Origin of the sequence: Sphingopyxis macrogoltabida, assembly GCF_001314325.1 — a bacterium.
Lineage (GTDB): Bacteria > Pseudomonadota > Alphaproteobacteria > Sphingomonadales > Sphingomonadaceae > Sphingopyxis > Sphingopyxis macrogoltabida.
Map to the genome: position 1 here is coordinate 2,819,766 of NZ_CP009429.1, position 21,544 is coordinate 2,841,309.

The 21,544-nt window shown below is 58.1% G+C and carries 21 protein-coding genes and 3 pseudogenes; 11 read left to right on the forward strand and 13 right to left on the reverse strand.

Annotated elements, in window-relative coordinates; translation table 11 throughout:
- Window positions 1–43: 43 nt before the first annotated feature.
- Complete coding sequence (locus LH19_RS13845) at window positions 44–1,714, forward strand: class I adenylate-forming enzyme family protein (RefSeq protein WP_158514399.1); 1,671 nt, start codon at window positions 44–46, stop codon at window positions 1,712–1,714.
- Between the two features lie 302 nt (window positions 1,715–2,016).
- Here LH19_RS13845 and LH19_RS28030 read toward each other — a convergent pair whose 3' ends face one another.
- Window positions 2,017–3,135, reverse strand: a complete 1,119-nt coding sequence (locus tag LH19_RS28030; RefSeq protein WP_082395699.1) for an AraC family transcriptional regulator — start codon at window positions 3,133–3,135, stop codon at window positions 2,017–2,019.
- Window positions 3,136–3,329: 194 nt separating this feature from the next.
- On the opposite strand from LH19_RS28030, the gene LH19_RS13855 reads away from it, so the two are divergent.
- Window positions 3,330–4,501 (forward strand): IS3-like element ISSpma3 family transposase gene (locus LH19_RS13855; protein WP_120218809.1). Its coding sequence is split into 2 segments (ribosomal slippage): window positions 3,330–3,582 and window positions 3,582–4,501, totalling 1,173 coding nucleotides; the frame shifts between segments, so codons are not numbered across the junction.
- Between the two features lie 33 nt (window positions 4,502–4,534).
- On the opposite strand, the pseudogene LH19_RS29470 reads toward LH19_RS13855, so the two are convergent.
- Window positions 4,535–5,226 (reverse strand): annotated as a pseudogene (locus tag LH19_RS29470) (IS3 family transposase); the annotation flags it as partial.
- A gap of 321 nt (window positions 5,227–5,547) precedes the next feature.
- Between LH19_RS29470 and LH19_RS13860 the strand changes: the two are divergent.
- The 4 genes from LH19_RS13860 to LH19_RS13875 all read left to right on the forward strand — a co-directional run bounded on the left by LH19_RS13860 (window position 5,548) and on the right by LH19_RS13875 (window position 8,827).
- Window positions 5,548–7,191: an FAD-binding oxidoreductase gene (locus LH19_RS13860; RefSeq protein ID WP_054588524.1), complete on the forward strand. Its 1,644-nt coding sequence runs from the start codon at window positions 5,548–5,550 to the stop codon at window positions 7,189–7,191.
- Window positions 7,192–7,210: 19 nt separating this feature from the next.
- Entirely contained in the window at window positions 7,211–7,906 is a 696-nt protein-coding gene (locus tag LH19_RS13865) for a glutathione binding-like protein (protein WP_054588525.1), read from the forward strand.
- A gap of 168 nt (window positions 7,907–8,074) precedes the next feature.
- Window positions 8,075–8,266, forward strand: a complete 192-nt coding sequence (locus LH19_RS13870) for a tautomerase family protein (RefSeq protein WP_054588526.1) — start codon at window positions 8,075–8,077, stop codon at window positions 8,264–8,266.
- 366 nt (window positions 8,267–8,632) lie between these two features.
- On the forward strand, window positions 8,633–8,827 hold the full coding sequence (locus LH19_RS13875; RefSeq protein WP_054729007.1) for a hypothetical protein: 195 nt from the start codon (window positions 8,633–8,635) through the stop codon (window positions 8,825–8,827).
- Window positions 8,828–8,929: 102 nt separating this feature from the next.
- Here LH19_RS13875 and LH19_RS13880 read toward each other — a convergent pair whose 3' ends face one another.
- A complete protein-coding gene (locus tag LH19_RS13880; RefSeq protein WP_013832744.1) occupies window positions 8,930–9,166 on the reverse strand; it encodes a hypothetical protein in 237 nt (78 codons plus the stop codon).
- 272 nt (window positions 9,167–9,438) lie between these two features.
- Here LH19_RS13880 and LH19_RS13885 point away from each other — a divergent pair, with 272 nt between their 5' ends.
- A complete protein-coding gene (locus LH19_RS13885; RefSeq protein ID WP_234715932.1) occupies window positions 9,439–9,723 on the forward strand; it encodes a DUF6437 family protein in 285 nt (94 codons plus the stop codon).
- Between the two features lie 117 nt (window positions 9,724–9,840).
- On the opposite strand, the gene LH19_RS13890 is transcribed toward LH19_RS13885, so the two are convergent.
- From LH19_RS13890 to LH19_RS29740, 6 genes and pseudogenes are all read right to left on the reverse strand, one after another.
- Window positions 9,841–10,230: a single-stranded DNA-binding protein gene (locus LH19_RS13890; protein WP_038575578.1), complete on the reverse strand. Its 390-nt coding sequence runs from the start codon at window positions 10,228–10,230 to the stop codon at window positions 9,841–9,843.
- A gap of 297 nt (window positions 10,231–10,527) precedes the next feature.
- Window positions 10,528–10,956 carry a DUF6915 family protein gene (locus tag LH19_RS29475; RefSeq protein ID WP_082395701.1) on the reverse strand — a complete coding sequence of 143 codons (429 nt, stop codon included), beginning with the start codon at window positions 10,954–10,956 and terminating at the stop codon, window positions 10,528–10,530.
- A 10-nt stretch (window positions 10,957–10,966) separates the two neighbouring features.
- On the reverse strand, window positions 10,967–11,404 hold the full coding sequence (locus LH19_RS13895; RefSeq protein WP_054729011.1) for a DUF6878 family protein: 438 nt from the start codon (window positions 11,402–11,404) through the stop codon (window positions 10,967–10,969).
- A gap of 117 nt (window positions 11,405–11,521) precedes the next feature.
- Window positions 11,522–12,475: a DUF2493 domain-containing protein gene (locus LH19_RS13900; RefSeq protein ID WP_054729014.1), complete on the reverse strand. Its 954-nt coding sequence runs from the start codon at window positions 12,473–12,475 to the stop codon at window positions 11,522–11,524.
- 300 nt (window positions 12,476–12,775) lie between these two features.
- Window positions 12,776–13,198 carry a hypothetical protein gene (locus LH19_RS13905; protein ID WP_015459196.1) on the reverse strand — a complete coding sequence of 141 codons (423 nt, stop codon included), beginning with the start codon at window positions 13,196–13,198 and terminating at the stop codon, window positions 12,776–12,778.
- An 11-nt stretch (window positions 13,199–13,209) separates the two neighbouring features.
- Window positions 13,210–13,530, reverse strand: a pseudogene (locus LH19_RS29740) (zincin-like metallopeptidase domain-containing protein); the annotation flags it as partial.
- A gap of 144 nt (window positions 13,531–13,674) precedes the next feature.
- On the opposite strand from LH19_RS29740, the gene LH19_RS13915 reads away from it, so the two are divergent.
- From LH19_RS13915 to LH19_RS13925, 3 genes are read left to right on the forward strand one after another with little or no spacing between them, the layout of a single operon-like run.
- Window positions 13,675–14,892: a tyrosine-type recombinase/integrase gene (locus LH19_RS13915; RefSeq protein WP_054732971.1), complete on the forward strand. Its 1,218-nt coding sequence runs from the start codon at window positions 13,675–13,677 to the stop codon at window positions 14,890–14,892.
- Complete coding sequence (locus LH19_RS13920) at window positions 14,889–15,827, forward strand: tyrosine-type recombinase/integrase (protein ID WP_054725041.1); 939 nt, start codon at window positions 14,889–14,891, stop codon at window positions 15,825–15,827. Before LH19_RS13915 ends, LH19_RS13920 begins: the two co-directional genes overlap by 4 nt.
- Entirely contained in the window at window positions 15,824–16,816 is a 993-nt protein-coding gene (locus tag LH19_RS13925; protein ID WP_054725040.1) for a tyrosine-type recombinase/integrase, read from the forward strand. The genes LH19_RS13920 and LH19_RS13925 overlap by 4 nt, the downstream gene beginning before the upstream one ends.
- An 82-nt stretch (window positions 16,817–16,898) precedes the next feature.
- On the opposite strand, the pseudogene LH19_RS28045 reads toward LH19_RS13925, so the two are convergent.
- Together LH19_RS28045 and LH19_RS13930 are read right to left on the reverse strand one after the other, a co-directional pair.
- Window positions 16,899–17,525: pseudogene (locus LH19_RS28045) on the reverse strand (ArdC family protein); the annotation flags it as partial.
- A gap of 155 nt (window positions 17,526–17,680) precedes the next feature.
- Window positions 17,681–19,669 (reverse strand): ParB/RepB/Spo0J family partition protein, encoded by a 1,989-nt coding sequence (locus LH19_RS13930; protein ID WP_054729017.1) that lies wholly within the window; start codon window positions 19,667–19,669, stop codon window positions 17,681–17,683.
- A gap of 167 nt (window positions 19,670–19,836) precedes the next feature.
- Between LH19_RS13930 and LH19_RS13935 the strand changes: the two genes are divergently transcribed.
- Window positions 19,837–20,322, forward strand: a complete 486-nt coding sequence (locus tag LH19_RS13935) for a hypothetical protein (RefSeq protein WP_082395703.1) — start codon at window positions 19,837–19,839, stop codon at window positions 20,320–20,322.
- Between the two features lie 39 nt (window positions 20,323–20,361).
- Here LH19_RS13935 and LH19_RS13940 read toward each other — a convergent pair whose 3' ends face one another.
- The gene (locus LH19_RS13940) at window positions 20,362–21,081 is read right to left on the reverse strand and encodes an RES family NAD+ phosphorylase (RefSeq protein WP_054729020.1); all 720 of its coding nucleotides are present in this window, start codon (window positions 21,079–21,081) and stop codon (window positions 20,362–20,364) included.
- Window positions 21,078–21,491: an MbcA/ParS/Xre antitoxin family protein gene (locus LH19_RS13945; RefSeq protein WP_054733577.1), complete on the reverse strand. Its 414-nt coding sequence runs from the start codon at window positions 21,489–21,491 to the stop codon at window positions 21,078–21,080. Before LH19_RS13945 ends, LH19_RS13940 begins: the two co-directional genes overlap by 4 nt.
- Window positions 21,492–21,544: the final 53 nt, after the last annotated feature.

Here is a 21,544-nt window from a genome sequence, read left to right on the forward strand (position 1 = left end):
ATTTGAGCAAAAGTTGCAGCGAAGGATTAGAAAGGTTGGGATCGTGGATAGGGCAAGAGCTATTGCAAAACTTACGGCACCCGGAAGAAAGTATGAACTGCAAAATGTCTGTGTGAATGGAAACGAGGTAAAGTGGTTCGTAAACGCACCCACCTCGCTCAGACAGCTGATTAGCGAAGCGCGCTGCGAGAAGACATTTTTTGTCTATAATGATGAGCGCTACACGTTTGAGGAATTCTATCAGCGTGCGTCAAATCTGGGCAGACGCCTGATCGATGACTATGGAGTCAAACCTGGCGACCGGGTCGCAATTGGCCTTCGCAACTACCCTGAATGGGCGCTCGCATTTGCGGCGATAACTTCTATCGGAGGGATCGTCGCGGGGCTCAATGCATGGTGGGAATCGGACGAGCTTGAGTATGGCATTAGGCATATCGGGGCAAAGGTGGCCATAGTCGACCAGGAACGGCTTGACAGAGTCAAACTCCAAAGTGGTCTTGATTTTCTGACTCTTATTTCGGTCCGTTCAGAGCCATGTGACCGTGCCACACCCATCGATCAGCTTCTGCGTCAGCACGGCGAGCTTCCCGATATCCAAATCGAACCCGATGATGATGCGGTCATCTTGTTTACATCGGGATCGACTGGCCACCCCAAAGGGTCCGTCTCGACGCACCGCAACATCATTGCGGCGCTCTTGTCCTGGGAGCTTGATCTGGCAGTTTTGGCAACAATCCACGGTGGCGCGCCCAAAGGGCAATCGAAGCCGCATTATCCGGACGCAGCCTTGCTTGGCATGCCGCTTTTTCACGTCAACGGACTTCTTGCTGTATTGCTGACCAGTTTCCGCAGAAAGCGGAAGACTGTTGCGATGTACAAATGGGACCCGAATGTCGCTGTCGAGTTGGTTGAGGCAGAAAAAATTGTCAGCTTTGTTGGAACGCCCGCAATGACGGGAGACCTTATGCTGGCGGCGCAAAAGCAGGATAAAGATGTGAGCAGCTTGCTCGCCGTGGGTGGCGGCGGATCGGCGCGCGCTGAATCTCAAGTGAAGGGCATTGACGAGACATTCAAGAATGCAAAGCCGAACACCGGATGGGGGATGACTGAAACCAACTCGATCGGCACGTCGATCGGTGGCGAAGAATATCTAATGCGACCATCCAGTTCGGGCAGGGTGAGCGCGGTTCTTGAGCTCGGAATTGTTGACAGCGACGATAACTTTGTAAAGGCCGGAGAGCGCGGAGAATTGCTTGTTCGAGGAACCTCGGTGATTCACAAATATTGGGACCGACCAGATTCGAGCGGCGATTTTCTGGAAGGTGGTTGGTTCAGGACGGGAGATATCGCTTATCTCGACGAAGATGGATATCTCTACATCGTAGATCGGTTGAAACAGATCATCATTCGGGGTGGTGAAAATATCGGTTGCGCCGAGGTGGAATCGGCAATGTTAAACGATCCGGCAATTATTGAGGTCAGCGTTTACGGCGTAGCCGACCAAAGGCTGGGCGAGGATGTTGCGGCGACAATATATGTTGATCGGGAAGTAGACGTCGACGCCATAAGATCAAATCTGAAGCTCAAGATTGCCGGTTTCAAAATCCCAAAGCACATCCGGGTCACAACCGAGCCATTGGTTCGTATCGCGTCCGGTAAGATTGATAAGAAGACGATCCAAAAAGATCATCAAAAACTCCTAGATTTGGAGTGACGCAGATGAATATTCCAGGCTGTCACAATGTGACTGATTTTCATCGTCTCGCCCAGCGTCGAATTCCATTTCCAGTGTTCGATTATTTTGACGGCGCGGCCGAGTATGAAATCACGCGATGGCGCAACAGAGAGGCTTATGAGAGCTGCGACTGTTCCCCGTCAGCGTTCATGAGACAGATTAGCGGTTGAAGTTTAGGAGGGTTTTGGTTCTCGTCGTAGTGACGAAGGAACGAACATGAGAACCAAAAGTCGAGGTCGAAGCGCCCTGCCGAGTAGGTTGTAGCTTGAGCAGTGGAATCGCTAGGATGTATTCGCTTTGCGCCAACGACCGGGTGCCATTCCACCGACCCGTTTAAAAGCTCGACAAAAACTACCTGCTTCAGAGTATCCAAGCGTGTAAGCGATCTGCTCTAATGTCATGGTTGATGATAATAAGAGCTGGCAAGCACGTTCAAAAATAACTTCGGACTGGATTTGTCGAAAATTTGTTTCTTCTGTATGCAAACGACGCCTCAGAGTACTCATTGAGCACCCTAAAGCTCGACAAATTTCTGGCTCAGTGGACAGCTTTTCATTTGACATCTGCAGAAGCATTTCCTTGACTCTGTTTTTTGTACTTGAGTGGCGCCTTTCAAGGGTGTTGCTCAGCTTGTCCTCTAATCTCATGCGTGACCAACGGTCATCGAATTTCAATTGCATACGAAACAAGCTGCGATTGAATGAAATTGAATAGTTTTTCTGCCCAAATAGCGTTTCTGTTCCAAACGCCTTTCCAACCTCATCCATATTGTCCGGTCTATCGTTCTTGAATGAAGTTTGGCATGGATATACTTCGGAATTGGTTAACTCTTGGACCCAGGTAACCAGGGCAGCCATGCCTCTTGTAGCTAGAAAGTGTTGACTGAATGGTGGCAGCTTGTGCCCAAGAATCACGAATTTGATGGTGTCAGGATCTCGGACAACGGAAACTTCGTTGATCCACAAAGATATCTTGTAGAATTTGGCGCCAATCGTTAGCGCTTGTTCCAGCGTGCGGCTAGCCATCATGGCGAAACCTAGTGTTCCATAACAGGTCAGGTGTTGGCGCATTCCCAAAATCACGCCGTTGGCAGGATCATCGTCTATCTCCAGCAAGTTTTGAATTGCTCGGAGTTCTTGCCAGACCTGAATTTCGCAATATGGGTCTTCAATATCATCCAGATCTAATTCCGTTCCTTTCAGGATTTCGAGGGCTGGAATGTCGTGTTCGCGCGCGAAATAAACAAGGAGTCTCAACGATGTAACTTGTCGAATATCTGAAAATTCTTTTTTGTATGAGATGTGGGTCATTTTCGCGTCACCAAAGTTGAGACCACTTGTCTCCGATTGGAGCGGCAATGACAAGACTTCACCTGACTTCGGATCGATGAACTGGGCCATAGGCGCTGACGGGGAACATTGAGATTGAAGACATTGAAGTGAATAGCGCCTAGTGATCTAGACGCCTTCATTGTTTGTTTTTTGCTGTCGTTCGAAGTTCACAGGTGACAACATGGGGTTTGTGGCGTGTGACGTGACCCCCTGATTTTCCTCCAACAGTGATTAGAGTCCGGTCTTGAAGGAAGGACGGACAGATGAAGCGTTTGAGGTTTTCGGAAGAGCAGATCATCGGGGTGTTGAAGGAAGCGGAGGCGGGCGCGAAGACCGGCGAGCTGGCGCGGCGACACGGGGTGTCGGAAGCAACGATCTACAACTGGAAGGCCAAGTATGGCGGCCTTGAGGTGTCGGAGGCGAAGCGGCTACGCTCGCTCGAGGACGAGAACGCGAAGCTGAAGCGGTTGCTTGCGGACTCGATGCTGGACAATGCGGCGCTGAAGGATCTTCTCACAAAAAAATGGTGACGCCCGCCGTTCAGCGGGAAGCGGTCGCCCATCTCCAGGCTTGCCATGGGATGAGCGAGCGGCGGGCGTGCCGTGTCACAGGCGCCGATCGGAAGAGCATGCGCTACCGGTCGCAGCGTGGCGACGATGCCGAGGTTCGGGAGAAGCTGCGCGAGTTGGCGCAGCAGCGTCGCCGGTTCGGTTATCGGCGCCTGCATATCCTGCTGCGCCGGGAGGGCGTGATGATCAACAGGAAGAAGACCCAGCGCCTGTATCGAGAGGAGGGGCTGATGGTCCGACGAAGACGCAACCGGCGCCGGGCGATCGGTGCGCGGGCGCCCGCACCGGTGCTCGCGCTGCCGAACCAGCGGTGGAGCCTCGACTTTGTGCATGATCAGATGGCGTCAGGTCGGCGGTTCCGGGTGCTCAACATCGTGGACGATGTCACGCGGGAGTGCCTGCGCGCGGTGCCCGACACGTCGATCTCCGGGCGCCGGGTCGTGCGCGAGCTCAGCGATCTGATCGAGGAGCGCGGCAGACCGGGGATGATCGTCAGCGACAATGGGACCGAGCTGACATCGAACGCGGTGCTCGCATGGTGCGGTGAGGTCGGGGTCGAGTGGCATTATATCGCGCCGGGCAAGCCGATGCAGAACGGCTATGTCGAGAGCTTCAATGGCCGGATGCGCGATGAGCTTCTGAACGAGACGCTGTTCCTCGACCTCGATCATGCCCGCACAGTGATCGCGGCCTGGGCCGAAGATTACAACCAGGCGCGGCCACACTCGGCCCTTGGATATGAGACACCGGCGGCGTTCGCCGCCGAACTGCATAAGCAATGGCCTGTGCAGCTACGCCCTTCGGGCTCCGCTGCACAGGCCATTGCTTACACTGCGCTCATGCGCAACAAAGCTGCTGGGCTCTAATCCCCGCTGGTGGAAACCAGGGGGTCACGTCACGTGCTTTCGCACGGGGTTATAGAATTTCGATGTAGTCGAACTCATCCTGCCGAGCTTCTGCGCGGGTTTTTTATGTCCGCCTTCGGATCCGTTCGCGTTTGAGCAGGTTAAGGAAGCTCTCAGCGAACGCATTATCATGGCAGTTCCCGCGCCTGCCCATTGAGTGCTTGAGATTGTGGGCATGGAGGAGCCAGGTTCATTCGCGGGAGATAAACTGTGAGCCCTGATGGAGTGGATCAGAACTACGTTCTTCGGCTTTCTGCGCCACACCGCTATCAGCAGTGCCTGGCAGACCAGATCAGCGGTCTGCCGACTTTGTATCTGCCAACCAACCACCGCCGTGAATAGAGATCGATCACCACTGAGAGGTAAGCGAAGCCCTCATGCGTTCTGATGAAGGTGGTGTCTGTTACCCATGCTGCGTCGGACGCTGACACTGCAAACTGGCGATCCAACGTATTGTCGATCACAACTGATGGCGTGCCACAATAGCTGTCTGGACGCCGCTTATAGCCAACTTGAGCTTTGATCCCGGCTTGCCATGCAAGGCGAGCCACACGGTTGGGACAGCTCTGCTCACCCTGATCAAGCAGAACATCATGCAGATGCGGTTGCCGTACACCCTGCCACTCTTCCCGTGCCTCGTGGATGAGCTTGGTCTGTCGGGCATCTTCCTGCGCCCTCTGAATCAACTTATGAGACCTGACCCTGGCTGGGAAGTGTCTCGGGATCGACGCTGGAGCCAGACATGCAACGGTTCCTAACAACGAATCACTTCGCAGGCAGCGACCGCGAGCAGTTGAATTGGCTGATGGGCTTCTCGCGCCTGAACATGAGGCCTGTAGCAGCCCGCAATAGCCGAGGTTCTTGTCTGAATTTTCCAATCCAAGGGAGATCCCGGCCGCGCACGAAGTTGAATGAATCTGTCAAAAAACTGACTTCAATGGCAATAGAATAGGTTCGTCGACCCGTTAACTTCTGGTGCTCAAACTGATTTCTGAGGGCATTGAATCATGACTGAGCAAGCTGGCTACTATGGTAAGAGGCGCAAATGGCATAGCTGGGGATACGAAGACGAGGTCATTTCCCAGGCTGAGGTCAAGGAAATGGCCGTTCGCGTTGGCAAACGCCTGGGCATTGATGAGCCGGTGGTCTTGTCTGATCCAACGCTCGAGGAAATCGAGTTGAGGGAATCGCGGATCTCCATCCCTGCTTCCTTGTCGTCTTTTTGTAATTCAGACAAATGGGATCGCGTTTCTCATTCCTACGGCAAGAGCTTCAAGGACCTGACGCGCATTTTTCGGCGAGATTTTACCAATCCGCCTGATGTGATTGCCTATCCTCGCAACGAGGCCGAGGTTGCCGCAGTTTTGGATTGGTGCGGTGATAATGGCTATGCGGCAATTCCATATGGCGGCGGATCAAGTGTCACGGACGGCTTTACTGCCCCGGAGGATTGCGACGGTTCGGTAATTATCGATTTGGGGAACATGAACCAGGTGCTGGAGGTTGACCCGGTCTCCCGCTGCGCACTTATCCAGGCAGGTACGCTTGGGCCTTCGCTTGAAGATCAGCTAAAGCCGCACGGCCTCACATTGAGACATATTCCGCAATCCTGGGAGTTTTCATCGCTTGGCGGCTGGATTGCGACGCGTTCTTCGGGCCACTATGCTACCCACCTTACCCATATTGACGATATGGTGCAGAGCCTCAGGGTCGTAACGCCGCGCGGAACGATAGAAAATCGCAGATTGCCGGGATCAGGTGCCGGCCCGGATCCCGACCGCCTCTTTATCGGTTCTGAAGGCTCGCTCGGGATTATCACACAGGCATGGATGAAGCTTCAGGGGCGAGTGGTCTTCCGGGCGAATGCGACCATCACCTTTGACACGTTCTATCAAGGTGCCGCAGCCATTCGGCAGATCACACAGGCAGGCCTGTTTCCTGCGAATTGTCGTTATCTGGACGCGCAAGATGCCCAGTTTTATGGCGCTGGTGATGGCACAAAATCTGTGCTGCTGCTTGGCTTTGAATCTGCGGATCATCCCGTGGATGTCTGGCTGGAGCGCGGCGTTGAAATTTGCCAGGACCACGGCGGTGAAGTCGTGACCAAGACCGGATCGGGCGGCGATGCCTTGAAGTCAAGCCGCAGCGGCGCGCAGGGGAATTGGCGCGAGCAATTCCGTTACCTGCCGCGATTGATGCATACGCGCGCTGCGATGGGCGTGGTCAGCTTTACCTTTGAAACGGCCTATACCTGGGACAAATTCGAAGCCGTGGACACGGAAATTATTCGCCGGGTCAGCGAGGCGCAAAAAGCGCTGACCGGCGGTGGCATTGTTTGCCGCAGATTCTCCTTCCTCTATCCCGATGGGCCGGCGCCCTATTATTCCGTCGTTGCGCCTTCCACGCACGAGACGAGCCTTGAACATTACCAGGCGCTTTCCGACGTGGCTTCTGATGCGATATCGGAGCTTGGCGCGACAATCACGCACCACCATGCGGTCGGACGCAGCTTCCGTCCGTGGTACGACAAGGAAGTGGACCCGCTTTTCCGGGATATGTTGGCTGGCGCAAAGAATGCTGTTGATCCAGATTGGATTATGAACCCGGGAATGCTTCTCGACCGTTCGAATCATCTCAAGATCGTCGGATAAGGGGAGCAGGTCGCACGCTATGATCGAACTGTTTTTCTGGCCTACTCCCAACGGATACAAGGCGACGATTGCTTTGGCGGAATTGGGATTGCTTGGCAAAGTTACGCCAATCAATATTCTGGCCGGTGAACAGTTCGATCCGGCATTTCTTAAGATCAGTCCAAACAACAAGGTTCCCGCCATCATCGATCACGATGGTCCAAATGGCGAGCCGGTTGCGATATTCGAATCTGGCGCCATATTGCTCTACCTGGCTGAAAAGACCGGAAAGCTTCTTCCCAAGTCTGAAGTGAAAAGGCTGGAAGCCCTGCAATGGCTTTTCTTCCAGGTGAGTAGCATGGGGCCGATGCTCGGGCAGGCACACCATTTTAGAACATACGCGCCCGAGAAGATCGAATATGCGGTAGACCGCTACACACAAGAGGCCGCTCGCCTTTACAAAGTGCTCGATAACCGGCTGGCGGATCATGAATATCTGGCGGACGAATTTTCGATAGCCGATATAGCTACGTTCACATGGGTCAGGCCCCGAAAAATGCAGGGCCAGGACCTTGAAGATTATCCAAATGTGAAACGTTGGTATGACCAGATCAAGGTTCGCCCGTCTGTCTCTGAGGGCCTGAGTGTTCTGTCCGACAAGATGAAATGGCAAGCTAAGCCCGGTTCCAAGGAATGGAAATCGATGTTCTCCGGCTCGGAGAAAAAGTCAGATTGATCGGTCGGGCTTGCAATGCCTGCAATGAATTGCCCGAGAATCGCCCCACCGACGAGTTCGGGATTGTGAAGCAGGCAAAGTTGCCGGTCACGGCGACATTGATGATTCATCGGCATTCGGACAGAAGCCCATGATTTCACATCATATTTTTGAACAGGATTTGCCGCGATGCCTTATATCAATGTCCAGTTTACCAAGGGCGCTACCAAGGAAGCCAAGCGAGAGATCGTAAAAGGTGTCACAGATTTAATGGTGGAGCACCTCGGTAAGAGGCCCGAGCACGTCCATGTCGTGATTCAAGAAGTTGAATTTGAAGATTGGGGGTTCGCCGGAAAACTCGTTGCGGAGCTGTCAGACTAACTGTACCTGATTGAAAATTGGACCCAATTGGGTGCTGTCAGACTTGCTACAGCTCGTCTCCGATTGACAGAGCCATGGCAAGGTCGCGCTGAGATTAGGCAGCAAGAAACTGCCACTCGCCAAAATCGGCCGTTACTCGCTAATCTAACTCAGCTTCACCAGCAGCAGCTACTGCGTTCGGTGTGCTCTTCCGTCCCCAGCTTAGAGGGTAGGTTCCAGTGTCATGACCTGCACGGGATCGACGGTTTTGAATTCCCAAGACCAAGGGACGAAGACGATGCCGCTCGATTGCCGATCGTGTTAAAGATCGATCGAGTCCGCCGGCAGGAAGAATGGTGTCGCGGGCATCCCACCGGGAGCATGGCTATGGCGGACGTAACACTGAGCGCGACACCCAAAGGCAATGGTTTCCAGGCAACCGTGACCTATTCGAGCGGCGTGTCGATCAGTTCAGCGGAAGCCTTTCCGACGAAGGCAGAGGCTATTTCAGCAGCGGCCATGAAGGTACTCGACATGCCCGATCGGCTGGAGGAATTCGATGCGTCTAACGCCGAGGACTGATGCTGCAGGGAATGCTCGCGCGATGCCTACGGGAGCGACAATACGGGACCCGAGCAAAAAGAAAGGAGGAAGTCCTGACGGACTTCCTCCTTGTGTGTAGCCTCAGAATTCATCGCTCAGCTTTCCAGGCACTGTGTCGATGACCCGGTCCAGCATGGCCTTGGGCAGTGCGCCGTAATCGCCCTCATCGACCGCGATGTAACCTGCCTCACCATCGGTCAGGACATATTGGGTAAAGTAGCTGTGAAGGGACCGGGCATGAGCCTTGTCGAGTGCGGCAACGAAGGCTGCCTGATCTGCCTGGAATGAACCCTGCGCGATATTCAGTGAAGCGTACATGATCTTTCCTCCTGATGTTCGATGCGTCGCATCAGGAGCTGCGAGGATGTGGGCGACGGGCCGGGTCAGGGACCGCGCGTAGCGCGGCCGCGAAGCGGCGATGGGGGAAACGATTTTTGCCGGGCTTGCCCGGTAAAAATGGTGGGGCCCCGTCGTCCTTGACGCGGCCCCAAAGCCCGCATCACACTTGGACTTTCTGCGAGAGAGACCTCTCCAACGTCAGCGTGAAAAGCACTGGCATCGCGGCAAAAACCGTTTTCCTACATGGCCCCATGCTGGCACTGTCGCGCGTGGAGGGGACCAACGGCCAGCGAAAGGACAATCTGATGGCCAGGTCCAAACCGAGCGCGCGTAATGCGCTCAAAAAACTGCGCGAGCAGCGCGAAGAACTCGATGCACAGGAGGCCAGGCTCCGTGATGAAGCGGCCGCCGAACTGGGCAAGGTTCTTCTCGAATGCGGAGCCGAGACGATCGAACCGGCGCAACTGAAGCAGCTCATCCGCGAATCGCTCACCATCGGGATCGACGATGCCCTCAAGCGGCTCTCCCCCGCCTGACACTTCAACCGCGGCGGGGTGTGGGCTCGATGCCCCGCCCCGCCGTTCACGCCAGCGAGCACAAAAAAAGGCCCCGATGGCGCGAACCATCGGAGCCTTGTTGTTTGCGGGAAGAACTCAGTCCTCGTCGATGTCGGGCGCACCCTCATTGTTCGACGCCCGGCCTTTGGTGAGGAAGTCCACCTTGTCGGCGATGATCTCGCAGCCGTAGCGCTTGGTGCCGTCCTGGTCTTCCCACTGCGTATAGTGGATGCGCCCCTCGACCGTCACGAGCTGGCCCTTGGTGCAATACTTGGCGACGTTCTGGCCGAGCCCGTTGAAGCAGGTCACGCGGTGGAATTCGCTGTCCTTGGCGGTGTAGCCGTTTTCGTCCTTGTAGGTCTTGCCGTCCTTGCGGGCGGGACGGTCGGTGACGACCGAGATCGAGGTGATGTTGGTGCCGCCTTGGGTCGTACGGGTTTCGGGATCGCGGGCAATGCGGCCAACGAGGATAACGAGATTGGTCATGGTCTTTCTCCTGATCGAGCATTCCGGGTCCATCCCGGCTGCAAACCCGACTAGGAAGCGGCCCCGGCGAAGCGCACCGAAGGGAAACCTCGATCTGGTTCGGGTGGTGCGGGCAGCCGGGCGCAGCCCGGCAACTCGGCCGGACCAGATCGGGGTTGCGCGTCTCGACGGGGATGCTTCAGGAAAGGTTTGCTTACAGGCCGGGTTGGTCCCGAGTGCCTTGCACAGGCCAAGCCATGACTTTTCGTATTATCGGGATGCCACGTACCCCTGACCTCGCCTGCCTCGAAGGCGACATCATATCTCGACTACGGACGCTCCTCCCGAAGCCGACGAAAGACCCCCTGAAAACGCACCGCTAGCACCAGTCTCCACAGTGCCAAGCGGCATAGGCTCTTCCAGACGATGACCCCGCAACATCCAGTCTTGGGGCGTGATGAGGCGCCCCCAATCCGCAAAGGAAGGAATCGTACCCAAGTCCTCGCGGACGTGCTGTTCGCCTACAAGGCGAACGGGCACAACACGGCTATCGGCGTTGACGATAGTAGGCCCGAACAGCGTTTCGAGCATGAAGATGCCTTCGGCATGGTGCCGAAGGGCCCGGTGCCGCGGATCAGCAAAGATCGCCTTTGACTGGTCAAACCATTGGTGGAGCGGGAGGTAATCGTCCACCACCCCTCCCCATTTCCGAACCGACGATAGGGCGTGATAATAGCAATGAGCCATCGCACTTCTCCTAGAGATCAGTCGAATGGTCGTCGGCCGCCGTGTAACGCAGCTGGCAGTCCAGAACGAAACTCGGCGTAGCCACGTCGATGACCAGTTCGCCGCAAGCACCATCATTGATTTCCCATCCGGGATGATGGCGTTCGAGAGCAAGGTAAGTCAGTTGCTCGAGGGCGGAATTGAGGCTCTGGTCGTCGCCTTCTCCAGCACAGTCGATCATCACTTCGGGACACGGAACACTCGCCCCGCCGGCGTTAGAGAAGACGCATTCTTCGACCGCACCGCTGTCGCCGCACCCATCGAAACGGATTTCTACGCGGGCAATTTCGGCATTGCGCAGCGGGGCAATGATAGCTGCCTTGAGCCGTTGGATTTCACTTTGTGCCTGCGCCGCGCGTTCGGCTTGGCGGACAGTAAAGTCCGCCATGATTGCCTGAAAATCAGTCATGAGATTTCTCCTGCAATGTGCGGGCAAGAACCGATCGTCTTGCCCACGATATCAGGCGATCTCTTTCCTCTGACGGGCTGCGCCAGCGCCGATGGCGCTGGCGCGATGCCGGACGCATCAGTCGGTATCCTGAGCCGCGCGCTTGGGAGAAGTTCCAAGCGGACCGCGGCGATCGACGACGGTAATCCGACGGGATTTCGCTTCGATGACGAGGCGCTCCAGGACCCCGTTTCCGGGAAAGGCGACGACATAACGGGGGTCAAGCGAGAGCATACGCTCGTTGCGCTTGAATCCTGCGCGTGCCCCCAGGCGCATGTCGAGGGAGAAGCTGATTTGCGGGATGTTGCGTCGTTCCGCCCATGAAGATGCCAGACGGTCAACGCCCTTGGTATCACCGCCGTGGACAAGAACCATGTCAGGAACCCGGTCGTGAACCTTGTCCAGAGTAGCCCAGACGTTGTTGGCAAAAGTGAGAGCGTCCTGCTCGTTTGGATGGCGTGTGCGGCCACCGGAAAATATCACCGGCGTACCTTCTGGCATGGCGGCGCGGCGCTTGGCTTCGGACCGGGCTCGGACGAACTCGCGCCCCTCGACAAGCGCGGAAGTCAGCATGGCGCTGTGATTGAAGCGCGAACTCGACACGGGCTTCCACGAGGAGCCGAATTCGTTGAGATAGAGGGCAGCGGCCACTTCGCGCATCTCTTCGAGAGCGATCATGGCCCCTTCGGCACACTGTGCCCGCTCAACCTGGGTCTCGAGTTCATGGGTGTGAATTTCGGATCCATCGGCAGTAGCGAGGAGCGCTCGGACTTCGTCGGTTGCGCGGTCGACTGCGGTCGATTTGCGGGTCGCGGAACGGTGAAACATGTTGACGAACGCCCAGCCGAGGTCCTCGGCATCGGCCTCCAGCGCAGTCCCAGAGACCATCGCAAATAGATCGGACCAGACAGCTTCGAGCGTCTGGACTACCGCATCGTGGACCGGAAAATCATTGGTGGAAACCGGGGCAGGACCAATCGAAAAACCGGAAAGATCGAGGCCGGCAAGTTGGTCAGAAAATGATGAGTGCATGGGTATTGTCCTCCTGACTGGCGTGAGGCTGACGCACCCGCTCATGGCTGCGCCAGCGAGAGCCCGTCAGGGCCAGCTGGAGGCAGTCTCCGCACCCGACAGGGGAAACCTGCTTGGGCAGGCTGGCGCGGGCAGGCCAACGGCCCACAGGGCCGGGCCAACTCGGGCCTGCGCAAGCCGGGTTGCGGAAGACTGGCGGCTGGCCCAGGGCCTTTCTCGCATGGCTTCAGACCATGAGTGCAAAAGCAAGCTTCGTCAGGGAGGACAGGCACCTCGCCACGGTCAAAGTGACTGGCGCATTCAGGCCACCCGTTTTGCGTAAACGCCTTCACCGTTCGACATGTGACCGAGGCAGACGTAGTCGCCGAACAACGCTTCAAAACGCGGGGCGATCTGGGACAGCCAGCGTTGTGCTCTGGGCGATCTGGCCGTGCGCCAATCGGCATCCCAATAGGCGCCATCGTCACGCTCGACGATCCACACCGCGACTAGGCCGGCGTAAACCGACACGCCGAAATCTGCATAGGCATTGCGCATGAGGATGCGGTCTTCGCGGCCTCGCCAACCGTCGTGCGCGATCAGGGAAGGGAATGCCTGCCCTGCGCGCTCACGCAGATCCTCGCGGAGCCACTCATATTCGAAGTCCCAGTCGTCGTCGTTTTCGACTTCGAGCACGGTGAAGGCGACAATGGCCCCGCTGGGGTAACTGACCGATCGGCCCATGACACCCTCCTTCAGGCGGCCAACGCAGCGTCGGCAGACGCTTCGTCGGTATCATCGGCAGAGATCCGTCCTCCGAGTCTGAGCAAAAGCCTTGATGCTTCCTCAGCCTTCGCGGCAGCGGTGAGAATGGCACGGTCATCCTGCTTCAGGAGCTTGAGCCAGTGCTCGATATAGCTCGCATGGCTATCGAGGTGGGTGACTGGCAGACCGAGTTCAGCGCCAAGCATAGCGCTCGAAAGTTCGGCAATGAGTTCCTCGGCAGCGTAAGCTGCAGAACCAAATCGATTCTTGAGATTGCGGTCGAGGCGACTGGCATGGCCGGTCCAATGCGACTTATGCCGATATCGGCATAAGTCGCATAATGCCGTAACCCAAATTATGCCGCATCGTGGCGAGAAGGCGCGGTTGGCGGCATGATCGCGCTTGGCCCATTCGGCATAATCTTCGTCGCTCCAACAACATGGAGCACGATGATCATGACGGAAACTCAGTACACTTGCATCGAACCCTATCTCGACTCGTTCATCGAGAGCTTCGCGGCCGCCAATTACAAAACGGGAACGCTCAAAACCTACCGCCATCTCGTTCGGAATCTGGGGCGGCTGATGGACGCTGAGGGCGTGGAGCCTTCCGCATTGACGCTCGATCAGGCCGAACGGCTGGGACGGATGGTGCCGCGAAAACAGGGTCAGAAGCTTTGTCCGCATAATCTGGCGCGTCGGTTCGCCGCGCATCTCATCGACATTGGCGTGGCGCAGCCTGTGCCGCTGACGGACGCTGAGGTGATGCGGACCACGCTGTTGGCGGACTTCGAGGCCTATCTGGTCAAACAACGGGGCCTGAGCCCGCGCACGATCAGGCACACGCTGGGCTTCGCGAACCGGTTCCTCGACTATCGCTTCGGCAGGCAAATGATCGACCTGACGCGGTTGAGCGGTGCCGACATCACTGGCTTCGTGCAGCAAGTGCTGGCGCGCCGGACGCCCTATCGCGACAAGACGGTAGCGACGCATCTGCGGACCTTCTTCCAATATCTGTTCGCGCGTGGCGCGACCGCGACCAATCTCGCACCCAGCGTCCCCAAGACAGCCCAGCGCTGGGATGCGCGACTGCCCCGGCACCTCTCGCCCGATGGCGTTGAGGCGGTGCTTCGCTCGGTGCGCAGCAATCCCCGACATGCCGCACGCGACTATGCGATGTTGCTGCTGATGGCGCGGCTCGGGTTGCGAGCGCCCGAGGTGATCGCGATACGGTTGGACGATATCGACTGGCGCGCGGGCGAACTCATGGTGCGCGGCAAGGGCGAGTTGCACGATCGGTTGCCGATATCCGGCGAGGTCGGGGACGCGCTGAGCCGCTATCTTCGCGATGAGCGCGGGCCAACGACATGCCGAGCCGTGTTCGTCAGCCACCGCGCGCCGCACCGCGCGTTTAAGAACGGCCAGATCGTCAACGCCATCATCAAGGATGCACTGGCGGCGACCGGGCAAAAGCCGGTGACGCCATACGTCGGATCACATGTGTTGCGTCATAGCCTTGCGACCAGACTGGTGAACGCCGGTGCTTCGCTCGACGAGGTGAGCGACGTGTTGCGGCACCGCTCACGGTCATCGACCCTGATATATGCGCGGCTCGACATTGACGGGCTGCGGTCGGTCGCGCAGCCTTGGCCAGTTGCGGGAGGCGTGCAATGAGCATCGTCCTTCAACTCGACCGTTATCTGAGCGTTCGGCGCAGTCTCGGCTACGATCTTCGTACGGATGAACGGATACTCCGGCGCTTCGCCCGCTTCGCCGATCAGGAACGCGCTTCGCACGTCGATACGGCGCTGTTCCTGCGCTGGGATGCGAGCCTGCCCGTTGTAGGCACATCCACACGCTCGGCACGGTTCGGCAAGGTGCGGCTGTTCGCGCAGTGGCTGAGCGGTATCGACCCGGCGCACCAGGTGCCGCCGCGCGGGCTGCTCCCTGAGCGTTATGCGCGGCAGCGTCCTTATATCTATACGGAGGCCGAGATCGCCGCGATCGTCATGGCGGCCAAGGGTCTGCCGTCCATCTATGGCCTGCGCGCGCTGGCCTGCTCAACCCTGTTCGGGCTTATCGCCGTAACAGGGCTCAGGATCAGTGAAGCGCTGGCGCTCAAAGACGATGACATCGACACCGAGACTGGCGTGCTGCGCATACGGCGCGGAAAGCTTGGCAAGGAACGGTTGCTTCCGCTCGACCCAAGCGTGGTAGCGCAGCTCATCGCCTATGCTGCAGAGCGCGACCGACTGCTTGGACGGTCCTCGCCAGCACTGTTCGTCACGGAAAAGGGAACCCGCCTGACCGACTGCAGTGCCCGCTACAACTTCGCGCACGTCTGCCAGCGGATCGGGCTGCGGCCCGGCCAACAATATGGTCGGCACGGCCGGGGGCCGCGCATCCATGACCTTCGCCACAGCTTCGCGGTGCGCACGATGATCGGGTGGTATCGCGCGGGCAAAGACCCCGCGCGCGAAATGATCCGACTGACGACCTATCTGGGTCATACCAATCCCTCCAACACGTTCTGGTATCTGGAGGCGGTCCCGGAACTGCTCGATCTGGCGATGGCCCGTGCAACCCGCCGGCCGGAGGTGAACCAATGAGCGTCGCGACCTTGCCTGCGCTGATCCAGCGCTTCTTCACCGACCGGCTTTGCACGCAACTGGAGGCAAGCCGCCACACGGTTGCAGGCTACCGCGACACGTTCCGGCTCCTGCTTCGATATGCGAGCGCGCAACGTGGCAAGCCGCCGGTCAAGCTGACGGTCGAAGACATCGACGCCGATCTGGTTGCCGACTTCCTCAGCCATATCGAAACGGCGCGGGGCAACGGCGCTCGCAGCCGTAATACCCGACTGGCCGCGATCCGATCGTTCTTCCGCTTCGTCGCGATGACCGACCCAACCTGGCTACTGCACTGCCAGCGCATCCTCACCATGCCCAACAAGCGCTATGTGAAGCGTGCGGTCACATTCCTTGACGCGGATGAGATCGCGGCGTTGCTCGCAGCGCCGGATCGCACGACATGGACGGGGCGGCGTGATCATGCTCTGCTGCTGCTCGCGGTCCAGACTGGTCTGCGGGCATCCGAACTGGTTGGCCTCACGCGGGGTGATGTGGCGCTCGGCACCGGCGCGCACGTCCGCTGTATGGGTAAGGGCCGTAAGGAGCGCGCCACCCCGCTTCGCCGCGAAACGGCTAAGCTGCTGGCGACGTGGATCGGCAACGACAAGGATGAGAGCAGGCCGCTGTTCCCATCGATCCGGGGCGAGCGGCTGAGCCGCGACGCGCTCGAACATCTGGTACGCAAGCATTGCCTGACGGCATCGCGCGCATGCCCGAGCCTCGACACCAAGCGGGTCACACCGCATACGCTTCGCCACAGCACGGCGATGGAACTGCTCCACCACGGTGTCGATCAAACGGTGATCGCGCTCTGGCTTGGTCACGAAAACGTCGAGACCACCCAGATTTACATCCATGCCGACATGAGAATGAAGGAAAAGGCGCTCGCTCGCGTCGCGGCCCCTGCCACCCCGCCCGGCCGGTTCCGACCAGACGATAACCTCTTGGTGTTCTTAGAAGGGCTCTGATTATGCCGAACAGCCGCATGGCCGATGCCGGGCTGTCTGGCCTCCAGCGGAGGCCATGCGGCATAATCTGGGTTACGGCATTATGCGACAGCTCGTGCGCGAGCGTCGCGTAATAGTGGTCGAAGCCCGAGAAGAGATGCGCAGGCGGCATTGTCACCCGGTCAGCCACTGACTCATAATAGGCTTCGTCGCCCTGATGCCGCAGTACGGCCGGAATACGGGCAAAGAATGAGTCGAGTTCAGCCTGACGGCCCTCGGGCTCCACCACCTCAAGCGTCGCGGCGGGATGGAAACGCTCGGGCAGACCTTCGACCTGATCAGCATTGAAAACCGGATAGGCCTTCAGCACACGACGACTTTCGTCGGTTTTTTCGCCGGTGTCGGGTGCTTCGACTTCCTTGGTGTAGCTCTTGTAGAAGATGGCGATGGTGGATTTTTCACCTTTGCGCACCTGCGCGCCCAGTTCTTTGGCCTGATTGTAGGTCATCCAGAACGGCGAGGCGTAACCGCACATGTCGGCAACCATCCAGAGCCAGAATACATTCATGCCGCGATAAGGGACGCCGCACGCCCGCAATGGGCGCGCGACCGGCACACCGCGCCACGGCTTGATCCACGGCTTCGTGCCGGACTCGAGGCGGGCGATGATTTCTTGGGTGATACGGGTAGCAGGCGACACTCCGCCGCTTTGTCCCTTGCGATAGGCCATGTTGGATCTCCTGAAATGGCCTGACGACAGTTCCGTCGGTCAGTGCCGGAGATCCCGGAGCCCCCTCCGCTCTCTTTCCATGAAGGAAGCGGCCCCCCGGCATGTGCCGGAGGACCGCTTCACGGTGGCGAGCAGCCGTTCCTGTCAGGAGGAGGTCAGGCGGCCAGCTCGCTCGGGGGCTGATTGTCGTCGTTGGCGACGAAATCCGCGTCGGGGCTTTGCGCTTCGTTATCGGCAGGAATTTCCGGCTGATCGGCAAAGCGCATGACTTCGGGCACCCAGGCGAGCGCCCTTTCCCGAACTTCGACCTCGGTGATGTAGGTCCCCGCGAAGACGCGCTCGGCGCTCATCGCAAGATCGCCCTTTTTCACCGATGCAAAGCGTGAGGACAGTTCCAAACCGCCAACATCGGTGAGCGCATCAAGGATGACCTGCTTCGAGACGCGGTCGAAGTAGTTTGCCGCGGTCGGACGCCACCATTGCGCCATGTCGATGCCGATCGTGCTGCCCAGATGATCCTGGAACGTGATCTGACGTTCGCCTGCCATGTTGAGGCTCGCCTCGAGCGTGCGAGCGACGACGAAGCCGAGCCATGCTGCGCGGCTTTCATCAGCGAGTGCCCGAAACATCTTGAAGCGCGACGAAGCGTCCTCGCCAGATCGCCAGCTCTCATCGAGACCAGAGCGCAGGTCCGCAAGGGATGCGCTTGCCGGCGCATCCTTCGCTTCGAACCCGACAATCGGACCCGCAGGGACGCCGCCACGCAGGGTCGTGGCCGCGCGCGACCGCCAGTCGTGGGTGTCGGCATCCGCGAGGGTGAAGACCATGATGTCAAGCGAAAGGCCGGGATCCGAGGCTACGTGGAGCGCGAGCACGTCACGACGTTGCATCGCAAGTTCGTCGACCAGGCGCTTGGAAAGCGCTGCACGGCGTTTGCCATCACTGCCGACACTCGCAACGACTTCGACGACATCTTCGTCACCAACGACTTCGATGTCGCGCTCGCCATAGAACACCGGCTGGAGAACCGGTGTGCCGTCGCGCGAGAGAACGAGGATCATTCCGGCATCGGCCTTCAGTTCGGGTGCCAGCTCCGGGGGCTTTGCCCGAATGTCCTGGCATTCGCGCTCGATCGCTTCGATCGTCGCCTCGGCCGCAGCAATTGCTTCTTCGGCGCTGTCTTCGTCTTCAAGAATGGCAGCATGCTCGTCGTACGAGGCATCGAGCTCATCAAGGCGGGCCAGTTCGGCGTCAGTCAACGGAGCCGGCTCGGCTGGAAGTCGAATGAGGCCTTCGACGAGATCGTGACTGGCATAGGCGTCAAGCGTCGGCTTGACCCAGGCAAGACCCTGCTCTGCTGCGAGCGCCTTGGCGCGCTTCTCCATCTCTTGCACGGCGAGCGTTTCGAGAAGCGCGACATCGACCCAGGACTCGCTGTCATCGTCGTCGAAGAGTTCGCGTTCGATCCGGCCACCTGCAGCGATATAGGCTTCGCGACCGACAAGACGGGCCCGAGCATCGCTGCCGCGAACCGTGCCGGAGAGCACCATGCGTCGGATACTGTCGACGCTGGGCGCATAATAGCCCGAAGACGCTTGCTCATAGACGCGAGCCTGAATTTCTTGATCGGAGGTCGCGCCGAAAGCTTTGGCGAGATCGAGAGTGATTTCACCGGATGCCAGAGCATCGAAGACGACAGGCGCGAGAATCGCGAGACGCAGACGGCCTTCGACGAAGCGGACCGTCAGCCCGAAGCGGCGCGCGACATCTTCCGTCGAGGCACCAGCATCAATAAGGGCAGCGAAAGCCTGCGCTTCATCGGCTGGGTTCATCGCGAGGCGATGGAAGTTTTCGGCCAGGCTCGTTTCGACTGCGATTTCCGCATCGTCCTCAAGCACGAGGCAGGTAACCTCGTAGCCCTTCGGCAGGACTTTCTCCTCGGCAAGCGCCAGCAAGGCGCACCGGCGGCGCTCTCCGGCTTCGACCTCGAATTTGCCACGAGCCGCAGGCCGAACAATGAGGTTCTGCAACAACCCATGGGCTGCAATGCTCGCTTTCAGTTCGGAATCTGCGACTGGGTCGCCGTGACGGCGTACATTGCGAGGGGACTGGACCAACTTGGTCAGCGGGATCGTCTTGATCATGGGACTTACTCCTGATTGCGAGCTCAAGCATCGACCATCGACGCTCCTTCGGCTCAGTCAGAAGCAAGCTTCCTTTCCTCTTCTATGGGCGCAGTCGTTGATAAGGAAACCAGTCATTTACTGGTAAGATGGCATGTCACACCAGTATGATGCACGGCCCAACAGACATGTGGAACGAAGACAACGCCATTTACGATGATGGTGAATGGATTACCTGGACTGAGATCAACACACATCTGGCGCGTTTGGAGTTCGAAGCCCGGTTTCCGAACCTCGACGTCGATCTGGTTCCGATCTTTCAAGACTTGCTCGCTGTTGCGCAGAACTATTACGAGCTCACGGGTAGCCACCTTCAGGTGTATGGCGATCTCGGCGAACTCTATGGGGCAATCACTCACGGGCTCAAACTGCACCGGAATTACGCACAAGGATCAGATGGCAAAATTGGCAATCACTTCGTTGAAGTGAAGACGATTACGCCTTTCAAGAGCAACGACACAATTACGCTCAATCTCAGGCGCAACTTTAGCAAGGTCCTGATCGTGAAGATTGATTCTGACTTTGAGGTGCAGGGCAAGCTGCTCGACCGCAAAGCCCTGCCCAAGGTGAAGGGCACTACGTTGAAATTGAGTTGGGCGGATATCGTTTCATAGCTGGATTGCCTTTTGGCCTGCGCGCCGTAGATCTTTCGCTCAAGCAGAACCGACCACCCGAAACACTGCCCCTGTACCCGCATCTCGAACCAGATCGACACCCATTCCGTCCCAGTGGTAGTCGAGGTGACGTCCCTGAGTGGGGTCGGATGCACAGTCCGGGTAGAACAAGCCGACACATTCACCACCCGGATGCCGGATGCTCGGATAGACAAGACCTTCGGCCCCGCCCCCTTTAAGCTCAACAGCGAGGGCTTGCGATGCAGCATAGTTGTCGGGATCAAGTGCGGGATCGCCTGCGGCAAGGCTCCTGAGATCGTGAAGATTGGCGCTTACCGAAAGGATGATCTCACGGAACTGCGAGGTCCAACCTGGCGCTTCGGAAGTGCGAGCCATGAAGCGGACATGATGATGGATTGTCTCGAACAGCGCAGTTTCAAATGCATCCCCCGCGTATAAGACGCCGTAGGTCCCATCGGTGAATCGACTTGGTCGGTCAGTGCTGACATGCGTGAACGGGGCCATCAGATAGGATGCGCCGTTGCCCCCTACCCGGCGGTCAGCAGGTACCAGATCGAGATTGCCGATCGTCGCCATAATGCGGGGATTTGTTTTTTGCTCGGCGGAGATCAGCAGCGGCCAATCTGCAGGGTCTGCGATGTCTTCGAACAGGTCGATCGGTGGAAAGGCACTGCGGATAATCCGTACAGCGTCTTCCCACTCGACCTGGGCAACCGGAATCGCCTTGGGATCAATCACCAGGCACCACGTTCGGCATCAAGATAGCGACGCACCCGCATGATATCGGTCAGTTCGCCGCCAAGCATGACATCGAGCGCACTCGCTCCGGCAAAGGCGGCGTTACCTGCCTTAATCCAGGCGTAGCCACGCTGGGCTTCTGAAAAGATGATCCTCAGCGCCTTGTGGATACCCATCAGGTTGGAGAGCCGCGCCGCGCCATCGCGCGAGACACGGCCTGCACCCTCAGCCTTCCACCGCCGATAGGAGCGAACCGGCATGTCGAGCAAAGTCGCGGCTTGTTCGTCGGTTAGTTCCCATTTCCCAAACAGGTTCAGCACGGCGCGGAACATCGCCGCTGCTTCCTCTTGGGTTACAGGATCGGGCCGGAAGGCGTGGGGGACGGTATCAATTGGTTGCAGAGCCAGCATGACTATTCTCCATATGGCAGCATATACCACTTTGAATGCCATTTGGCAAGATG

Excerpts from the sequence above, each read along its gene's own strand:
- LH19_RS13885 (WP_234715932.1), top strand. The coding sequence starts at position 9,439 with ATGCTGGCACTGTCGCGCGTGGAGGGGACCAACGGCCAGCGAAAGGAC.
- LH19_RS13920 (WP_054725041.1), top strand. The coding sequence starts at position 14,889 with ATGAGCATCGTCCTTCAACTCGACCGTTATCTGAGCGTTCGGCGCAGT.
- LH19_RS28030 (WP_082395699.1), bottom strand. The coding sequence starts at position 3,135 with ATGGCCCAGTTCATCGATCCGAAGTCAGGTGAAGTCTTGTCATTGCCG.
- LH19_RS13895 (WP_054729011.1), bottom strand. The coding sequence starts at position 11,404 with ATGACTGATTTTCAGGCAATCATGGCGGACTTTACTGTCCGCCAAGCC.
- LH19_RS13860 (WP_054588524.1), top strand. The coding sequence starts at position 5,548 with ATGACTGAGCAAGCTGGCTACTATGGTAAGAGGCGCAAATGGCATAGC.
- LH19_RS13900 (WP_054729014.1), bottom strand. The coding sequence starts at position 12,475 with ATGCACTCATCATTTTCTGACCAACTTGCCGGCCTCGATCTTTCCGGT.
- LH19_RS13875 (WP_054729007.1), top strand. The coding sequence starts at position 8,633 with ATGGCGGACGTAACACTGAGCGCGACACCCAAAGGCAATGGTTTCCAG.
- LH19_RS13945 (WP_054733577.1), bottom strand. The coding sequence starts at position 21,491 with ATGCTGGCTCTGCAACCAATTGATACCGTCCCCCACGCCTTCCGGCCC.
- LH19_RS13930 (WP_054729017.1), bottom strand. The coding sequence starts at position 19,669 with ATGATCAAGACGATCCCGCTGACCAAGTTGGTCCAGTCCCCTCGCAAT.
- LH19_RS29475 (WP_082395701.1), bottom strand. The coding sequence starts at position 10,956 with ATGGCTCATTGCTATTATCACGCCCTATCGTCGGTTCGGAAATGGGGA.
- LH19_RS13905 (WP_015459196.1), bottom strand. The coding sequence starts at position 13,198 with ATGGGCCGATCGGTCAGTTACCCCAGCGGGGCCATTGTCGCCTTCACC.
- LH19_RS13865 (WP_054588525.1), top strand. The coding sequence starts at position 7,211 with ATGATCGAACTGTTTTTCTGGCCTACTCCCAACGGATACAAGGCGACG.
- LH19_RS13925 (WP_054725040.1), top strand. The coding sequence starts at position 15,824 with ATGAGCGTCGCGACCTTGCCTGCGCTGATCCAGCGCTTCTTCACCGAC.
- LH19_RS13935 (WP_082395703.1), top strand. The coding sequence starts at position 19,837 with ATGTGGAACGAAGACAACGCCATTTACGATGATGGTGAATGGATTACC.
- LH19_RS13870 (WP_054588526.1), top strand. The coding sequence starts at position 8,075 with ATGCCTTATATCAATGTCCAGTTTACCAAGGGCGCTACCAAGGAAGCC.
- LH19_RS13890 (WP_038575578.1), bottom strand. The coding sequence starts at position 10,230 with ATGACCAATCTCGTTATCCTCGTTGGCCGCATTGCCCGCGATCCCGAA.
- LH19_RS13880 (WP_013832744.1), bottom strand. The coding sequence starts at position 9,166 with ATGTACGCTTCACTGAATATCGCGCAGGGTTCATTCCAGGCAGATCAG.
- LH19_RS13915 (WP_054732971.1), top strand. The coding sequence starts at position 13,675 with ATGACGGAAACTCAGTACACTTGCATCGAACCCTATCTCGACTCGTTC.